The following is a 17,185-nucleotide window of genomic DNA, read 5'->3' as shown; positions in this document are numbered from 1 at the left end:
CGCAACGGGTCAGTTCGCAAGCACTCGCTGTGAAGGAAAGCTGATTTCCACCAAAGTTCCCTCATTCGGGGTTGAGGTAATCGAGAAATTGGCGCGGTTGGCATCCACCATCGCTTTCGTCAGGGGCAGTCCAAGGCCCGTGCCATCGCCGCGCACGCGGCTGCTTGATGCAGAGACCTGGCGGAAAGGCTTCATGGCCTGCTCCAGTTCCGAGCGCGTCATGCCGATGCCCGTATCGCGAATGCGCATGGTGACGCTGCCATTCGCCTCATAGGCGGTGGATACCACGATCTGCCCACCCGACGGCGTGAACTTGATGGCGTTGGACAGAATGTTCAGCAGGATCTGCTTTATCGAGCGCAGGTCGGCCACGATCTGCGGAACAGACTGGGATAGAGCGGTGCGGATGATCACACGCTGGTTGTTCGCCTGCGGCTGAACGATGGACACGGCTTCCGCAATTGTTTCGTTCAGCGAGACCGCGCGGAAATCCACATCCATCTGGCCCGCTTCGATCTTGGAAATATCCAGAAGATCGTTGACGATATCCAGAACATGGCGGCCAGACCGCACGATGTCGTTCGAATATTCGATATAGCGCGGATGACCCACAGGGCCGAAACGCTCGGTCGCCATCATATCGGCAAAGCCGATGATCGCATTGAGCGGCGTGCGGATTTCATGGCTGACGCGCGCAAGGAAGTCCGTCTTGTGGGCATTGGCGGTTTCTGCCGCGCGCTTGGCGTTGCGAAGGTCCTCTTCGGTGCGCTTCCACTGGGTTATATCGCGAATGACGGCGCAGTAACCATTGGTGGATTTCAGCCTGCCGATAGTCATGAACAGCGGCAGGAAGCCGCCGGATGCTTCGCGACCGATCACTTCACGGCCATCATTCAACACGCTGGCAACGCCGTTATTGGCAAGCCCGGAAAGATAATCAAGCACCGCCCGCTGGCTCTCATGCGCAAACAGCGTCACGAAGGGCTTGTTGGCAATCTCTCCGGTATCGTAGTTGAAAAGTGCGTTGGCGGAACGGTTGAGAGAGCGGATATTGCCGTCCTCACCCACCAGCACGACGCCATCGGTGGCGGTTTCGAGGATCGAATGAAGCTCCTCGATCTCGCCCTTCATCTTGGTAACATTGGCCGCATCTTCCGCCTCGATGTTTTCGGGCGGCAACGCCTCCGCCTGATTTTCATTGGCGGGAAGGGAAGCCGGGGCCACCATCTCTGTCGGGATCAACGACAGCATCAGCGCGCCTGCATCGTCCCAGCGAACCGATTGCAGCTTGGCACGCACGGGAACGAGATCGTTTTCCGCAGTGACCGCAATCATACCGCCGGTGTGATCCGAATCGGCCTGAAGATCATCCCGTTGCAACAGCGCATCCAGGCCACCCACATCGGCCAGTTCGTCAATGTCGGCATAGCCGGTCAGGCGCAGAAACTCCGGGTTGGCGTGGAACAGCCTATCGCCGCTATGGATGAGAAGAGCAAGCGGCATCTGATCCACGATCTCAGCCGTCAGGCTGGAGGCGTGGCGAATAGCTAGCGTCTCGACGCTCAAGGCCTTTTCAGCCTCTTCCTCGCCATCGTCTTTGGGCTCTTCTTCTTCGGCAGTCACGCGGCTGGATGACGGTATATGCGTGAAGGCAACAGGCTCGTCACCACGCGTGTAATCCGCGAAATCATCCTCATCCGCTTCGATTGCCGCCGGGGCTTCCGTCGATGTCGGCACCGCGTCCACAGTATCGTGCTGCGTCGGTGCATCCTGCTGGGTATGCTCCTCCTGAATTTCGACCTGCGACAAAGCCTCGGTCTCAACCGGCTTGTCTTCGGAGCTCTCGACCGGCTTCAGCGTACGGCCGATTTCCCGGAACGCAGCCTCCTCACTGGCGCTCAGGCCATCACGGACCCGATTGCGGTGTTCCTCGAAACGCACGACCTTGTCGGAGTAGCGACGACCGGGCGTCTCGGTGATTTTCAGAACCGGAACTTCCGTTTCAGGCGGCTCGTAGCTTTGCGGAGGCTCGGGGTAGGCTTCAGCCTCATTGATGGACGCATCCTCAATCTCAGGCTCTGCCTCGAGCAATTCATTTTCTTCGACAACCGCCTCGGTATCGTCAGGCAGAGTGTAAAGAACCGTCTCGTCTTCAGGAATGTCCTGTTCCGGCTGCTCGGAATGCTCGCTCTCGCCGCTCAGCGCCAAGCCAACTGCGTTCGGGTCTTCCACCGCATCGGCAATTCGCACGATGCCGAAGCCGCGGAAGCCGTCGAATTCGCGTGAACGCGTGTATGTGGGCAAGGCCGCGAGATCAATCGGCACCACAAGCGAGGTGCCTTCCACCGGCCAATAGATCGTTTTGCCCGACCATGTATCGCGACGGTTCAGAAGCTCGGCGATCTTGCCTTCCGGATCGAGGTTGAAAAGGGCCGCCAGATCGGAAAAGCTCATGCCTTCGACAGCAGCAGCTTTCTGCCCGACAGCATCGGCAAATTCATGGGAAATGGAGCTGAAACGACCGTTGGCATCAATTTTCCAGACGAAACGGGATGCACGGCCATTCGGGTTGAAAGCGAAAGGCTGAACAGCCCCTGGAGGCGTCTGCTCGACAACGGGTTCAGCTTTCTCGACATTGGCAGGTGCCTTTTGCTCGAGCGCCAACTCCTGCTGAGGCTCCGCCGTGGCGACAGCCACTTCTTCTGCACTATCAGAAGATATTTCCGCATCTGCCGAATCAGAAGGTGCGACGAGTTCCTCTACATTGTCCTGAGCTTCAGTCTCAAGCTCCTGAGAAGAAGCCGCAAGCGTGTCATCCGCAACAGCCTCGTCATCGCTCCCATCAATGTCCTCTGGCTCGGACACTTCCTCGATTTCGGCAACGGCATCCAGAACGCTGGCAAATTCCGCTTTGCGAAGATTTTCCGCCTCGGCCTGGGGAATGATCGGCTCCACCTTCGGCTCGGCACTCTCCTGCACGAAGTCGGAAGAAGGATCGAGCGTACCGAGCGCCGTCTCAACCACGAACACCAGATTAAGTGCGGGATCTCGCGTCAGCTGGCCTGTGGCAGCGGGAAGGTAGCCCTTACCGGTGGGCACAGGTCTTTTGACCAGCTTGCCCTCCTGGCCGGATGCCATGGAAATCAGCGTTCTTGCCGTTTGCGGCGCGATACCAAGGGCTGCAAAACCATCGGACGCGGCAATGATATTGGCACTGTCATCCAGCACCGCCATGTGAATATCGGCGTCATCGAAACCCTCGATCATGCGGCGCGCACGCTCTTTGAGCGATGGCTGCGCCTGATCGAGTGCTGCGGAAAAGAGGATGGCTGGCTGGCCTGGCTCGGCTTCGATCACTTCTGCGATGGCTGCTACGGCAACGCTGCGAAAACCGGAAAGAACGCGGATGGTGAATTGCTGCCGGTCGCCGATCTTGGCAAGGCGGCTTGCCGCACCAGCCAACTGGCGGAAGGTGACATCCTGCGCCTTCGGACCATGCTCGAGCAAATCATAGATCAGCGGCGTGCCGAAAAGCGCTGCCCCGCGCCCATTGGCCCAGAGCGCGTTTTTCATATCCATGGAAAAAAGCGCCATGGCTTCGCCGCCAGCGAATTTTTCACGCACGCGCTCATGCACTGCAATGTCGATAAACGGATATTGAACGGCGGGCATGTCGAAACCTATTCTGGCACTACCTGACGTTGCCTGCCGCACGGCCTCCTCATGAGACGCTAAACAGCCTGCATCGGCTTGATGTTAACAGAATCTTAAATAACTTCACAGGGCTGCCGGGTCCATAATCTCTGGATGGAATTGCCAAACACAGTTAACGCCATCCCGACCCGACCTGCCAATCCGATAGTGCTGGCGAAGTGGCGATTTTGCAATCGATTGCTATGGGCCCGCACTCGCCATCCACCACTTTGCACAATGTCCACCGCCGACATCGAAAACCCGCTTGCTTTCCGTGCCTTTTTTCGCAAAAATTATCGAAGGACTTGCAAAAGGGAAAAACACCCCGTATGTGAGCCCCCGTGGCGCCGAAGCGCTGCATGTGCGGTTGTAGCTCAGTTGGTTAGAGCGCAGGTTTGTGGCACCTGAGGTCGGTGGTTCGACCCCACTCAACCGTACCATTCTCTTCTCCCCGTCAGTCATTCGTCACTTAGACTTTCGGGGAGAAGAGAATTTCCTTCCTCCTTCTCAATCAAGTTCTTCTGCCTCCTCACCCGTTCCTTAGCGCTCTGCTCATCGGGCTCTGTGCTTTTCCAAAAACCAGTTGGCTAAAATGCTACAGACTGGTATGGTTGCCCCAACGTAACCTTTATTGGACGCCAGCGGCATGCCTTCGGGCTTTTGCGCGGCGGAGTGGATAAAACAGTGATTGACCCCGGCAGCGGCGTAAAGCCGCCGGAATCAGGGGCGTCGGTGGCAGAAAAAGGGAAGGCGAAGCGTTCCCGTCGTGGCAAGGGCAAGCGAGGCGGCAAGAACCGTCCGGCTTCTGCTTTGCCGCAACTGCATATGGCCGATTCCCGTCCGGATTCCCCACCTTCTGGCAATCTCGAGCCTGGCTCGGAGGCGCGCAAGCGCAAGCGGCGCAGGCGTTCCCGCGGGCAGGGCGGTCAGCAGCCATCTACACCGGCGAATGCAGAAGCTCAGAAGCCTGGCATTGCCTTGCGATCTGAACAAGCACCTGCTCCCGGAAAGAGAAAAGCGCGAAATCGCAAACGCACCCACCGCGATCCGCAGGGAAGGCCGCTGGTTCCGAACCATGCGCCGCGTCCCGCCGCAAAGCAGAATGGTGCGGCAGGTCATGGCTCTTCAGGAGGGCTTGATACCCAGCATGCTTCCCATGGGCGACATCCCGGTACTCGCGATGCCTATGAAGGCGGCGCGGATATGTATGCCGCGCTCGATCTCGGCACGAACAATTGCCGTCTTCTGATCGCGCAGCCGACACGACCCGGCCAGTTCCGGGTTGTGGATGCGTTTTCGCGGATCGTTCGCCTTGGGGAAGGCCTCGTCTCCACCGGCCGTTTGTCCGATGATGCCATGGACCGTGCCGTCGAGGCCTTGCGCATCTGCGCTTCGAAGCTTTCGGGCCGCCCGATCCGCCGCATGCGCTTGATTGCGACGGAAGCGTGCCGTGCGGCTACCAATGGCGAAGAGTTTCTAACCCGCGTAACGCGCGAAACGGGCCTCCAGCTCGAGATCATCAGCCGCGAGACGGAAGCACGGCTTGCGGTGTCAGGCTGCTCCTCGCTGGTAGGGCGGGAAGCGCGCTCGGTGGTGCTTTTCGATATCGGTGGCGGCTCGTCGGAAATCGCAGTTATCCGCGTGAACGAGAATCGCTCGAACAGGCTTGCCAACCACATCACGCACTGGACCTCGCTTCCGGTCGGCGTTGTCACCCTGTCCGAGCGCCATGGCGGTCGGGATGTGACGCCCGAAATATTCTCCGCCATGGTCAACGAAGTGGAAGGGCTGCTCGAGGCATTTCATTGCCCGCCGATCAATGGCCAGTCCGCGCAGGAAGATTTTCACCTCATCGGAACCTCTGGCACCGTGACCACGCTTGCAGGCGTGCATCTCGATCTGCCTCGCTATGATCGCCGCAAGGTGGATGGGCTGTGGCTTTCCGATGCCGAGGTGACGGCGATGCAGGACAAGTTGCTGGCCTGGGATTTCGCCGGGCGTGCGGCCAATGCCTGCATCGGGCCGGACAGGGCCGATCTGGTTCTGGCCGGGTGCGCCATTCTGGAGGCGATCCGCAGGCGTTGGCCCGCGCGGCGCATGCGTGTAGCAGACCGGGGGCTTCGCGAAGGTCTCCTGACCGATATGATGGCAGATGATGGCGCATGGCGCCGAAACAAGATACGCCGTGCCCAGACAGGTGGCCGGACAGAGCGGAAGGGTTGATATGAGCAAGGCGCCCACAAGTACGAACCGTACCGGACGCAAGATCGGCCAGAAGGTGAAGAAGACGAAGCTCAAGGCATCGTCCCGCCGCTGGCTGGAGCGTCATATCAACGATCCCTACGTGCAGCGTGCCAGGCTGGAAGGCTACCGCGCCCGTGCAGCTTTCAAGCTTCTGGAAATCAACGACAAGCATCAGATTCTGAAAGATGCACGCCGCATCATCGACCTTGGTGCCGCGCCCGGCAGCTGGTCGCAGATCGCGGCCAAGGTAACGGATTCGACCGAAGACGACATCCGCGTGGCGGCCATCGACTTCCTTGAACTGGACCCGATCCCCGGCGTGAAAATCCTGCAGCTGGACTTTCTTGACCCGACTGCACCGGATCGTCTGATGGAAGCCGTTGGCGGCACGCCGGATCTGGTTCTTTCGGATATGGCGGCCCCCACGACCGGCCACCAGAAGACGGACCACATCCGCACCATGCATCTTTGCGAAGTGGCGGCGGATTTTGCCGTGCAGGTTCTGGCCGAAGGCGGCCACTTCCTCGCCAAGACATTCCAGGGCGGTACTGAGAAGACATTGCTGGATATGCTGAAGCAGAACTTCAAGCAGGTCATCCACATCAAGCCAGCTTCGTCGCGCTCGGAATCGGTGGAAATGTTCCTGCTCGCCAAGCACTTCAAGGGCCGGAAAGCGGCAACCGTTTCAGCGGAAGAGGCCGAGTAAGACTTACTCGGCTGGCTGCTCGATCTTGCGGCGATGGCCGGAAACGGCGTCTCCGGCGCTTCTGTCCATCGCAATCAACGGCACGATGGCAAAGAGCGATACCAGCGCCACGATGACGAAGGCATGGTGGAAATCGGCAAGCTGCAGATGCGCACCGGAGATGAAGCCACTCACTTCGAGTATAGTGGCCGCAAAGGCGACGCCCAGCGCAAGGCTGATCTGCTGCAGCACGGATGCCATGGATGTGGCCTGACTTGCCTGACTGTCAGCGATATCCGAATAGCTCAACGCATTGGTGCCGGTGAAGAAGAAGGACCGGGCAAAACCTGCTGTCACCAGAAAGATCATGATCAGCGGGTAGGGCGTATCTGGCGTGAAGAAGCTGTTGGCGAGCGTCGTAAACGCGCCGACGATGCCTGCACTGATCAGCGTCGTCTTGAAGCCGGTTGCTGCAAAGACCCGTCGCGCCATGAATTTGGTGGTGATGGCGCCGATGGCACCGGCAAAGGTGATCATGCCGGACTGGAACGGGTTCAGACCGAAACCGATCTGCAACATCAATGGCATCAGAAAAGGTATCGCGCCCGTCGAAATACGGAAGATCGTGCCGCCGATGGAGGCTGCGCGGAAGGTGGTGTTTTCAAAAATCCTGAAATCGAGGATCGGGGCCGGGTGCCTCTTTGCGTGGCGCAGGTAAAGCGCGCCACAGATGAAGCCGATGATGATGGCGGCGATGCCGATTGCAGGCGGCAGCGCGGGCAGGCTGACGACGGAAAAGCCGAATACCACCCCGGAGGCCGCCACGCCGGAGAGGATAAAGCCGATTGTATCCATGGGCGGCGGGTTGGTCGTTTCGATCTCCGGCAGATAGATCGTGGAAAGCCAGATGCCGATCACGCCGATCGGGACGTTAATGAGGAATATCCAGTGCCAGGAGAAATAGGTGGTGATGAAGCCGCCGATGGGCGGGCCCGTCAGCGGGCCGACGAGGCCCGGAATCGTCAGAAGCGCCATGGCGGAAACGAGATCGCTACGCTTGGTGGTACGCAACAGCACGAGACGCCCGACCGGCGTCATCATCGCGCCGCCCATACCCTGGAAGAAGCGGGACACGACGAACTCAACCACCGAACCGGAAACGGCGCAGCAGATGGAGCCGATGACGAAAACGGCAATGGCGAAGCGAAAGATTTTCTTTGCGCCATATTTGTCCGCCATCCATCCGCTGATCGGGATGAAGATGGCAAGCGCGACCATGTAGGAGGTCAGCGCAAGCTTCAGCGTGATGGGGCCAACGTTCAGATCGCGCGCAATCGCAGGCAGGGATGTCGCGATGACGGTCGAGTCCATCTGCTCCATGAAGAGAGCGACGGCGAGAATGAGCGGAATGATTCTATTCATAGAAATGTCTGCGGCGACCCGCATCCGAAAAGGTTTGGTTACCTTACTACGCCTGCCCACAGGCTTTGCCAACTAAACTTTTGGCAATAATCCCGTTTTCATCACGTCTCTGTGAGAGGCCTATTCTGAACCTGATCGTCGTTGAACTATTGGTCTAAGGTTTGCGTCCAATGAACGACATCGGAGGGATTTATGAACGGTTCTATGAAGATCAGCAGGCGTGTATTGATCGGCTCGGCAGGCTTCGGTGCTCTTGCCGCACCTTTCGTGCTGCGCTCCACTGCATTTGCCCAGACGGCTCAGCCCCAGACATCCATGGAGATCAATCACGCAATGCCCCCGGAAACAAATCGCTTCAAGCTCGGCAATTTCGAAGTTCTCGTCGTCAAGGATGGCGCGCGTCCCTCCGGCAAGCCTGGAGAAACCTTCGGCACGAACCAGACGCCGGAAGCAGTTGGCGAGTTGCTTGAGAAGAATTTCCTGCCTGCAGATCAGTTCGTCAACAGCTTCTCGCCCGCCCTGATCAATACGGGTTCGGACCTCGTTCTGTTCGATACGGGCTTCGGTGAGGCCGGTCGCGAATCCGGCAATGGACGCCTGATCGAAGGTCTGGCCGCCGCCGGTTACACGCCGGAAGACGTGACCGTGGTCGTGCTGACCCATTTGCATGGCGACCATATTGGCGGCCTGATGGAAAAGGGCAAGCCCGCATTTCCAAAAGCTCGTTACGTGCTCGGCCAGGCGGAGTATGATTTTTGGACGGATGCAAAGCGCGTTGGAACGCCAGCCGAAGGCGGTCAAAAGGCGGTGCTCGCCAACGTCAAGCCGCTGGCTGAAAAGGCTACCTTCATCGGCGATGGCGCGGAAGTCGTTCCCGGCATTACCTCCATCGCAGCCTTCGGCCACTCTCCCGGCCACATGATCTTCAATGTCGAATCGGGCAACAAGCGGCTCATCCTGACGGCGGATACCGCCAACCATTTCGTGCTCTCGCTTCAGAGGCCGGATTGGGAAGTGCGTTTCGATATGGATAAGGCCGCCGCAGCCGCCACCCGCAAAAAGGTCTTCGACATGATCGCAACGGATCGCCTGCCGTTCCTCGGTTATCACATGCCGTTCCCGGCTGTCGGTTACGCGGAAAAGCTGGATACGGGCTACAGGTTCGTGCCGAAATCCTATCAGTTCGATATCTGATTTTGCTGCATTGCGACACACACGAAAACCCGGAAGCCTTTTCCGGGTTTTTTTCTATTCCCTTACCGTCATAACCGTGTTACGAGCCCTCGCCAACTTCCAAGCATTTCTTTGCAGGACCGTCGGGGTGAACAATTCGTTCCGGATCGGCCATGCATTCCATACTGAAGGACTTTGGCCATGGCTCGCATCATTGAAACTCCCACAGGTCTAGACGCGCTGACGTTCGACGACGTGCTCCTCCAGCCTGGGCATTCCGAAGTGATGCCCGGCCAGACGAATATCGCAACGCGCATCGCTCGCGATATCGAGCTGAACCTGCCGATCCTTTCCTCCGCAATGGACACCGTGACCGAGGGTCGTCTGGCAATCGCCATGGCGCAGGCTGGCGGCATCGGCGTCATTCACCGCAATCTCACCCCCATCGAGCAGGCCGAAGAGGTCCGTCAGGTCAAGAAGTTCGAAAGCGGCATGGTCGTCAATCCTGTCACCATCGGCCCGGACGCAACGCTTGCGGAAGCACAGGCGCTGATGAAGGCGCATGGTATTTCCGGTATTCCGGTCGTTGAAAATGGCGGTGCGGGTGGCCACAAGTCGGGCCGACTGGTGGGCATTCTCACCAACCGCGACGTTCGGTTCGCGTCCGATCCAGCGCAGAAAATCTACGAACTCATGACGCGCGAAAACCTCGTCACGGTCAAGGAAAGCAGCGTCGATCAGCAGGAAGCACGCCGCCTTCTGCACAAGCACCGCATCGAAAAGCTGCTGGTGGTGGATGGCAAGGGCAACTGTGTCGGCCTCATCACCGTCAAGGATATCGAGAAGTCGCAGCTCAACCCGAATGCGACGAAGGATGCTCAGGGCCGCCTTCGCGCCGCCGCCGCCATCAGCGTTGGTGACGATGCCGTCGAGCGCGCCGAGCGCCTGATCGAGGCGGGCGTGGACGTCCTCGTCGTCGATACCGCGCACGGACATTCCCAACGCGTTCTGGATGCGGTCACGATCGTCAAGAAGATGTCGAACTCGGTTCGCGTCATCGCAGGCAATGTTGCCACTGCCGCAGGCACCAAAGCGCTGATCGATGCGGGCGCGGATGCGGTCAAGGTCGGTATCGGTCCCGGCTCCATCTGCACCACGCGCATCGTCGCCGGTGTCGGCGTTCCGCAGCTCGCGGCCATCATGTCGGCGGTCGAAGCTGCGCATGAAGCCGATATTCCAGTGATTGCCGATGGTGGCATCAAGTTCTCGGGCGATCTGGCAAAGGCGATTGCCGCCGGTGCTTCCGCCGTCATGATCGGCTCGCTGCTGGCCGGTACGGATGAAAGCCCGGGCGAAGTCTTCCTTTATCAGGGTCGTTCCTTCAAGGCCTATCGCGGCATGGGTTCCGTCGGCGCCATGGCCCGCGGCTCGGCAGACCGTTACTTCCAGGCGGAAGTACGCGACACGCTGAAGCTGGTACCGGAAGGCATCGAGGGCCAGGTTCCGTACAAGGGGCCGGTTTCCGGCGTGCTGCACCAGCTGGCTGGCGGTCTGAAGGCCGCCATGGGTTATGTCGGCGGCGCGACCATCAAGGACTTCCAGGAGCGCGCCACCTTCGTTCGCATCTCCGGTGCAGGCTTGCGTGAAAGCCACGCTCACGACGTAACCATCACCCGCGAGAGCCCGAACTACCCCGGCGCGGTTTGATCTTTCGTTTTAAATCGATAAAACGATCTGACGATTTGAACGCTCTCCGAACCCGGTTCGGGGAGCGTCTTTATGAATGAGGAGAAAAGCATGTCACCCACGACCGCAATGTTCTGGCCAATGATTGCCCATGCTTTTCTTGTCTTCGGTCTCTATGCGCTGCTCTTTTACCGCCGCAGGAAATACACCTTCCTCAATGGCGATGCGGTTCGCCGCTATCGCGACGCGGGTGAGGAAGCGCCGGAAAGCCGGGTGGTCAACAAGAACATTGCCAACCAGTTCGAATTGCCGATGCTGTTCCACGCAGCCTGCCTGCTGCTTTACATCACCGATGCGGATAATATCGCAACGATCATTCTCGGCTGGATCTTCGTTCTCACGCGCTATGTACATTCCTATGTTCATGTCACCAGCAACACCCTGCGCACCCGCGCCTTAAGTTTTGCGATCGGCTTCGCGTCGCTGGTTATGATGTGGGGCTGGCTCTTCATCTGGCTTGCGCTGGAATAGCAGAACCCAAATCACGCAAAATTGTGCTGCGTCGGCCTGAATGACGCAGCTTTTTGTCACGCTCAGCGGTTAACTCTCGTTTTAACAAGGGAGGAAGAAGCGATGGCGGATAAACCTGAAATCACCCAGGCGATGATCGATGCTTATGATGAGTACACGCATCTGAGCCTTGATCGTCGCAAATTCATGGAAAAGCTTTCGCTACTGGCGGGCTCGGGTGCGGCGGCGGCTGCCATTGCGCCGCTGCTGGCTGCTAATGGCGCGCAGGCGGCAATCGTGCCTGCAAATGACGAACGCTTGACGGCGGAAGATGTGACCTATCCCGGCGCAAGTGGCGAGATGAAGGGTTACCTCGTTGTGCCGAAAAAGGCCTCCGGCCCGCTCGGCTCGGTCATCGTTATTCACGAAAACCGTGGCCTTAACGATCACATCAAGGATGTCGCGCGGCGCGTGGCGCTTGAAGGCTTCGCGGCACTGGCGCCGGATTTCCTGTCGTCCAAAGGCGGCACGCCTGCGGATGAAGACAAGGCACGCGAAATGTTTACGGGTCTGGACATGACCGCCACTGTCGCCGATGCCGAGGCAAGCCGGGTCTGGCTGTCGAAACGCGATGGTGCGAACGGCAAAGTTGGTGCGGTCGGCTTTTGCTGGGGCGGCGGCCTCGTCAACCGCTTCGCCACGAAATCGGCAGGCCTGAATGCAGGCGTTGCCTATTATGGCGCGCAGCCTCCGGCAGCCGATGTTGCAAACATAAAGGCACCGCTGCTTCTCCATTATGCGGGTCTGGATGACCGGATCAATGCGGGCATCGAAGACTACCGCAAGGCGCTGGAAGCCGATGGCAAGAGCTTCGAAATCTTCGTCTACGACGGCGTCAACCACGCCTTCAACAACGATACGTCGAGCGCCCGCTATGATAAGACGGCTGCGGATCTGGCATGGGGAAGAACCATAGATTTCTTCCGCAAGAACCTCGCCTGAACTGCCCCCCTATGAAGACGGCGAGGCGCAGTCCCTGACGGCCTGCGCCAACGCCTCGATATCGGCCTTGCGGGCGCTGGATTTGCGCCAGACGAGACCGATCTCGCGTGCCGGTGCGGGTTCCGCGAATGGCACGATACGCAGATTGTTGCGCGTCGTTTCCGTGGAGATCGCAATCTCCGGGATCAGCGTCATGCCCATATCGTGCGAAACCATCTGCAACAGGGTTGCCATGGAGGTCGCGCCATAGTTGACCAGGCTGCGCTTGCCCGCCGTGCCGCAAACGGCCAGAGCCTGATCGCGAAGGCAATGTCCTTCCTCGAGAAGCAGCAGCCGGTCCAGATCGACCTTTCCCTCATCCACCGGCGACATCAGTATATTGTCGTCATTCTTGGCGATGGCCATGAAGAAACGGTCCGTGAAGAGATGACATGTCTCCAGCCCATCGCCATCCACCGGCACCGCTGCGATCACGGCATCCAGCTTGCGCGCCGCAAGATCGGAGAGCAGGCGGTCGGTGACGGCTTCCTTGAGCTCGATCTCGATCAGTGCGTGGCGGGCGCGTAGATGCGGCACCAGTCTCGGCACCAGATAGGGAGCGATTGTGGGAATGATGCCGATGCGGACAAGTCCCTCCAGCGCACCGGTCGTCTTGCGCGCGGTCTCTTCCAGCCGCTCGACTTCCAGCAAAATCGCCCGCACATGCCGCAGAACATCCTCGCCTTTGGGCGTGATGGTAATGCCGCCACGTCCGCGCTCCACCAGTTTCACGCCGAGATGCTCTTCCATTTCCATGATCTGGACGGAAAGAGCGGGCTGGCTGATATGCGCTTCCGCCGCCGCCTTGCCGAAATGCTGCGTGCGAGCGAGGGCATCGAAGTATCGCATTTGCCTGAGTGTCATCATGATAGGATTTTCCTATCATTAGTCTTTGAAATGAGACAATGAAATTATCGAAGCCCTATATCAGCTTTGGTATGTTGCTCGATTGTTATCAAGATATTTTGATAAATCATAAGCCGGATATTTTACGTAAATGCCGATATGCTATTCATTCGTAAGGGGGGCGAATGATTTTTATAAAGGTATAGGCAATGGGATCGACATTAGGTAACGCAGACGCACTCAATCCAAGACGTATGCCGCAACAGGAGCGAAGCGTTCAGCGCGTCCATGTGATCCTTTCCACCGCAGCAAAACTTATCCGCGATGGCGGCGTTGCTAAGCTCAAGATAACCGAAGTCGCCAAGGAAGCGGGCATACCCATTGGCTCGGTTTATCAATACTTTCCTGACAAAACGGCGATTGTGAAAGCGCTTTTCGAAAAAGCGGTCATGAACGTCAATACGAAGATTTTGGAGACGTTGGGACAAGTCCAGTCATTGGATGAGGCGCTGGATGCCGTCTTCGATATCATCGAATGGTACCACCGCGAACTTCTGCACAGTCCCGAAGACATTGCCGTATGGTTCGGCACGGAAACCGACCTCGATCTGCTGCGCATCAACATCGAAGCAGCCAGAATCATGGGTGACCAATTCGCCGCAGCCACTCGCAAGTTCCTGCCGGAAGGTTTCGAGGCCGATATGGAAGCGCGGACCTTCCTCCTGTCCTATCTCACCGGCGGCGCGGTAAAGCTGGCAGTTGTCAGCGACCGCGACATGGCACAGCGCCTGCTGAAGGAATGGCGCTTTGTCATCAAGCAAACCGTGTTTCGCCCGGGCTGATTACCAGCCGGGCGCGGTATAGGCCGTCTTCAGCTTCGGCATGCCAGAAAAAATCTTGATCTGCGTGTCCAGCTCTTCCGGGGGCTGGCTGAGCGAAATATTGTCGAGGCAGGCAGTGATGTGGTCCGTGATGGCGTTCATCAATGATGGCGACAGGCCGGGACGCTTCATCAGGCCGATCTGCACCGGAGGCAGGGGCGGGAAGCCGTCCGCGGATGTCAGAACCCTCATGCCCGTTCTCAAGGTGGATTCCGGCAGAACCGAAACCGCCATCCCGGCCAGAACCGCAGCCGCAATCACGGTGGAAGACCAGCTGGTGAAAAGCACCTGATATTCACGTCCATCCGCATCAAGCGCAGAAGCGGCAAGCTGTCGCCAATGGCAGTCGCGCCGCCCCACTGCAAGTGGGACTGGAACATCGTCACGCAGGGGGTGATTGGCGGATGCCACCCAGCAAAGCGGTTCGGTTCGGACGATATCGGAGGTGCGCGCCCGTGGATTGTGGGTTACGAGCGCAATATCGAGCTCGCCCTTCGCCATCTTTTCGGCAAGGCTGACGGACGGCTCGCAAACGATATAAAGCTCGACATTCGGATGCGTCTTGGCGAAGCGCCCGATAATCTCGGGCATATAACGGTCGGCATAATCATCCGGCGTGCCGATGCGCAACGTTCCTTCCAGACGGTTATCGTCAAAAGCTGCGACTGCCTCATTGTTCAGGCGTATGATGCGTCGCGCATAATGCATCAATTTCTCGCCCTCGGCGGTCAGCTTGTTGCCGCGCCCGTCCTTGGCGAAGAGTTGTTTGCCCAATCTCTCCTCAAGCCTGCGCATCTGCATAGAGACCGCCGATTGCGTCTTGAACACCCGGTCGGCAGCCTTGGTGAAGCTTCCCGAATCCACGATTGCGATGAAGGTATGCAGCTGATCGATATCCAGAGGCGCGGTCATGGCAGGCCATCCATAAGAGCTATTGATAACTGACATTAGAAACATTCGTTGGACTGATCAATAGTCTTGCGACATTTTGACGCTCAAGACATCCGATCAACCACGCCACTGCTTCACGGCCGCGGCAATAACGCCTCCACAAGTCTTCGTGCCGGAACGCGCGAGGACCATAAATTCTCGTGCCTCATAGGAAGGACAGTGTCATGCGCACGGCAGAACGGAAAATGGAATTGCAACTCACAGCACCGCACGTCTCATTCTGGAGCCGCGCCGGTGTGACACGCGAAGGCGTGTTCAAGCTGGTGCGATCCATCGCCAACCGTATTGCCGTGAACAAGCTGACGGAGATGGACGATTATCAGCTTGCCGATATCGGCCTCGTTCGTGCGGACGTCATGGATGCGCTTGAAACGAGCCTGCTGGATGACCCGGCCCTGCATCTGGCGCGGGCTGCAAAGATGCGCGCCGGTACGCGTTTCCTTCGGCTTCGCAAGAGCTGATTTTCAGGCCGCTCACGGCCTCACACGTTTCCCCGCAGGGTGATTGCCAATAACCCTGCCATTTGCCCGGTGCCAGACCAAGCTGCACCGGGCTTTTTTATTTGTGGCTCCAGCGACCTCTAGAATGAGGCCGAGCGCCTCTCAATATTGATAATCTTCGAAGACAGGCAGGACGGACTGCTGCCAGCGACCATTGTAAAGCGCCAGCATATCCTCGGCGAGCGTGGATTTCTTGGCCAGAACCTCTTCCAGCGGCGAAAGGAACACACTCTCATCCTGCCCGTCGCCATTCAGCCGCGCGCGCTTCTGCAGGCCGGTGCGCGAGATGGATACGACTTCGCGGGCAACATCGAGCAAATCGCGACCGGCTATCTTCGCCTTGAGGCCTTCAACCGGAACCGTATCGCGCATATAGGCCACGTCATCGACGGACCAGTCGGCGGTAAAACGATCGGCTGCGGCAAGCGCATCATCGTCATAGAGCAGACCGACCCAGAAGGCCGGAAGCGCGCAGATGCGGCGCCATGGGCCGCCATCGGCACCGCGCATTTCAAGGAAGCGCTTCAAGCGCACGTCCGGGAAGAGCGTGGACAGGTGGTTGGTCCAGTCACCGAGGTTGGGCTGCCAGTCCGCAATCTGGCCCTTCAGTGCACCGCCCATGAACTGGCGGAAGGTGATGTCGGTGCAATCGCGGTACTTGCCATCGCGCACGATGAAATACATTGGCACATCCAGCGCCCACTCCACATAGTCCTTGAAGCCGAAGCCCTGCTCGAAGGTGAAGGGCAGAATGCCCGAACGATTGTTGTCGGTGTCGCGCCAGATATCTCCACGCCACGAGAGCAGGCCGTTCGGCTTGCCTTCGGTGAAAGGGGAGGAGGCGAAGAGCGCCGTTGCAAGCGACTGAAGCTTCATCGAAACCCGCATCTTGCGGCGCATGTCGTCTTCGGAGGAGAAGTCCAGATTAACCTGGATCGTGCAGGTCCGGTACATCATGTCCAGACCCTGCGTGCCGACTTTCGGCATGTAATTGGTCATGATGTTGTAGCGGGATTTCGGCATTTTCGGCGTTTCGTCCAGCGTCCAGATAGGGCTGCCGCCAATCCCGAGGAAACGGATGCCCATGGGCTCCGCAATCTCGCGTACGGTGGCCAGATGCTGGTTGGATTCCTTGCAGGTCTCATGCAGGTTTTCCAGCGGTGCGCCGGAAAGCTCGAACTGGCCGCCGGGCTCGATGGAGATCGCGCCCATACCACTCGGTTCACCAAGCCCGATGATGTTGTCGCCATCCATGATCGGGTCCCAGCCGAGCTTGGCCCGCATGCCCTTCAGCAGCGCGGAAATGCTGGCATCGCCATGGTAAGGAACAGGTGTGTGATCCTCACGGAAAAACGCGAATTTCTCGTGCTCCGTGCCGATACGGAATTTCTCTTTCGGCTTGCAGCCGCCCGCCAGATAATCGGTCAGTTCCTGCACAGATGAAATCGGGGTCTGGTCAGTGGTGTCGCGGGCCATGGAATTACCTTGTTGTCTTGTGCTGCCTGTGCAGGCATCTCGAAAATCGCTGATAGGGCGCTGCGGTTGCGCAGGCA

General features: G+C 58.5%; 13 protein-coding genes and 1 tRNA gene. 9 read left to right on the top strand and 5 right to left on the bottom strand.

Translation table 11 applies throughout. The features are described from left to right. Positions 1–9: 9 nt before the first annotated feature. Complete coding sequence (locus CFBP5473_RS12585; protein ID WP_027673852.1) at positions 10–3,672, bottom strand: ATP-binding protein; 3,663 nt, start codon at positions 3,670–3,672, stop codon at positions 10–12. A 384-nt stretch (positions 3,673–4,056) separates the two neighbouring features. Between CFBP5473_RS12585 and CFBP5473_RS12580 the strand changes: the two genes are divergently transcribed. The 3 genes from CFBP5473_RS12580 (at position 4,057) to CFBP5473_RS12570 (ending at position 6,643) form a co-directional block, all read left to right on the top strand. Further along, positions 4,057–4,133, top strand: a tRNA-His gene (locus CFBP5473_RS12580). A 244-nt stretch (positions 4,134–4,377) separates the two neighbouring features. After that, the gene (locus CFBP5473_RS12575; protein WP_084631448.1) at positions 4,378–5,916 is read left to right on the top strand and encodes a Ppx/GppA phosphatase family protein; all 1,539 of its coding nucleotides are present in this window, start codon (positions 4,378–4,380) and stop codon (positions 5,914–5,916) included. Position 5,917: 1 nt separating this feature from the next. Further along, on the top strand, positions 5,918–6,643 hold the full coding sequence (locus CFBP5473_RS12570) for an RlmE family RNA methyltransferase (protein ID WP_027673854.1): 726 nt from the start codon (positions 5,918–5,920) through the stop codon (positions 6,641–6,643). 3 nt (positions 6,644–6,646) lie between these two features. On the opposite strand, the gene CFBP5473_RS12565 is transcribed toward CFBP5473_RS12570, so the two are convergent. Continuing rightward, the gene (locus tag CFBP5473_RS12565) at positions 6,647–8,044 is read right to left on the bottom strand and encodes an MDR family MFS transporter (protein ID WP_027673855.1); all 1,398 of its coding nucleotides are present in this window, start codon (positions 8,042–8,044) and stop codon (positions 6,647–6,649) included. Between the two features lie 192 nt (positions 8,045–8,236). Between CFBP5473_RS12565 and CFBP5473_RS12560 the strand changes: the two genes are divergently transcribed. The 4 genes from CFBP5473_RS12560 to CFBP5473_RS12545 all read left to right on the top strand — a co-directional run bounded on the left by CFBP5473_RS12560 (position 8,237) and on the right by CFBP5473_RS12545 (position 12,415). Further along, positions 8,237–9,238, top strand: a complete 1,002-nt coding sequence (locus CFBP5473_RS12560; protein ID WP_027673856.1) for an MBL fold metallo-hydrolase — start codon at positions 8,237–8,239, stop codon at positions 9,236–9,238. A 180-nt stretch (positions 9,239–9,418) separates the two neighbouring features. Next, positions 9,419–10,924: an IMP dehydrogenase gene (gene guaB / locus CFBP5473_RS12555; protein ID WP_027673857.1), complete on the top strand. Its 1,506-nt coding sequence runs from the start codon at positions 9,419–9,421 to the stop codon at positions 10,922–10,924. A 108-nt stretch (positions 10,925–11,032) separates the two neighbouring features. Further along, positions 11,033–11,434, top strand: a complete 402-nt coding sequence (locus CFBP5473_RS12550; RefSeq protein ID WP_027673858.1) for an MAPEG family protein — start codon at positions 11,033–11,035, stop codon at positions 11,432–11,434. A gap of 102 nt (positions 11,435–11,536) precedes the next feature. Further along, entirely contained in the window at positions 11,537–12,415 is an 879-nt protein-coding gene (locus tag CFBP5473_RS12545) for a dienelactone hydrolase family protein (protein WP_027673859.1), read from the top strand. Positions 12,416–12,424: 9 nt separating this feature from the next. Here the strand turns inward: CFBP5473_RS12545 and CFBP5473_RS12540 are convergent, their stop codons facing one another. Next, a complete protein-coding gene (locus CFBP5473_RS12540) occupies positions 12,425–13,321 on the bottom strand; it encodes a hydrogen peroxide-inducible genes activator (protein ID WP_027673860.1) in 897 nt (298 codons plus the stop codon). Between the two features lie 188 nt (positions 13,322–13,509). On the opposite strand from CFBP5473_RS12540, the gene CFBP5473_RS12535 reads away from it, so the two are divergent. Continuing rightward, complete coding sequence (locus CFBP5473_RS12535) at positions 13,510–14,142, top strand: TetR/AcrR family transcriptional regulator (RefSeq protein WP_027673861.1); 633 nt, start codon at positions 13,510–13,512, stop codon at positions 14,140–14,142. Here CFBP5473_RS12535 and CFBP5473_RS12530 read toward each other — a convergent pair whose 3' ends face one another. Further along, entirely contained in the window at positions 14,143–15,093 is a 951-nt protein-coding gene (locus tag CFBP5473_RS12530) for a LysR substrate-binding domain-containing protein (RefSeq protein WP_027673862.1), read from the bottom strand. Between the two features lie 203 nt (positions 15,094–15,296). Here CFBP5473_RS12530 and CFBP5473_RS12525 point away from each other — a divergent pair, with 203 nt between their 5' ends. Further along, complete coding sequence (locus CFBP5473_RS12525; protein WP_027673863.1) at positions 15,297–15,593, top strand: YjiS-like domain-containing protein; 297 nt, start codon at positions 15,297–15,299, stop codon at positions 15,591–15,593. A gap of 141 nt (positions 15,594–15,734) precedes the next feature. Here the strand turns inward: CFBP5473_RS12525 and CFBP5473_RS12520 are convergent, their stop codons facing one another. Continuing rightward, positions 15,735–17,108: a glutamate--cysteine ligase gene (locus CFBP5473_RS12520; protein WP_027673864.1), complete on the bottom strand. Its 1,374-nt coding sequence runs from the start codon at positions 17,106–17,108 to the stop codon at positions 15,735–15,737. Positions 17,109–17,185: the final 77 nt, after the last annotated feature.

This window comes from Agrobacterium larrymoorei (assembly GCF_005145045.1).
GTDB lineage: Bacteria > Pseudomonadota > Alphaproteobacteria > Rhizobiales > Rhizobiaceae > Agrobacterium > Agrobacterium larrymoorei.
This window is presented reverse-complemented; position numbering and strand designations above follow the sequence as displayed.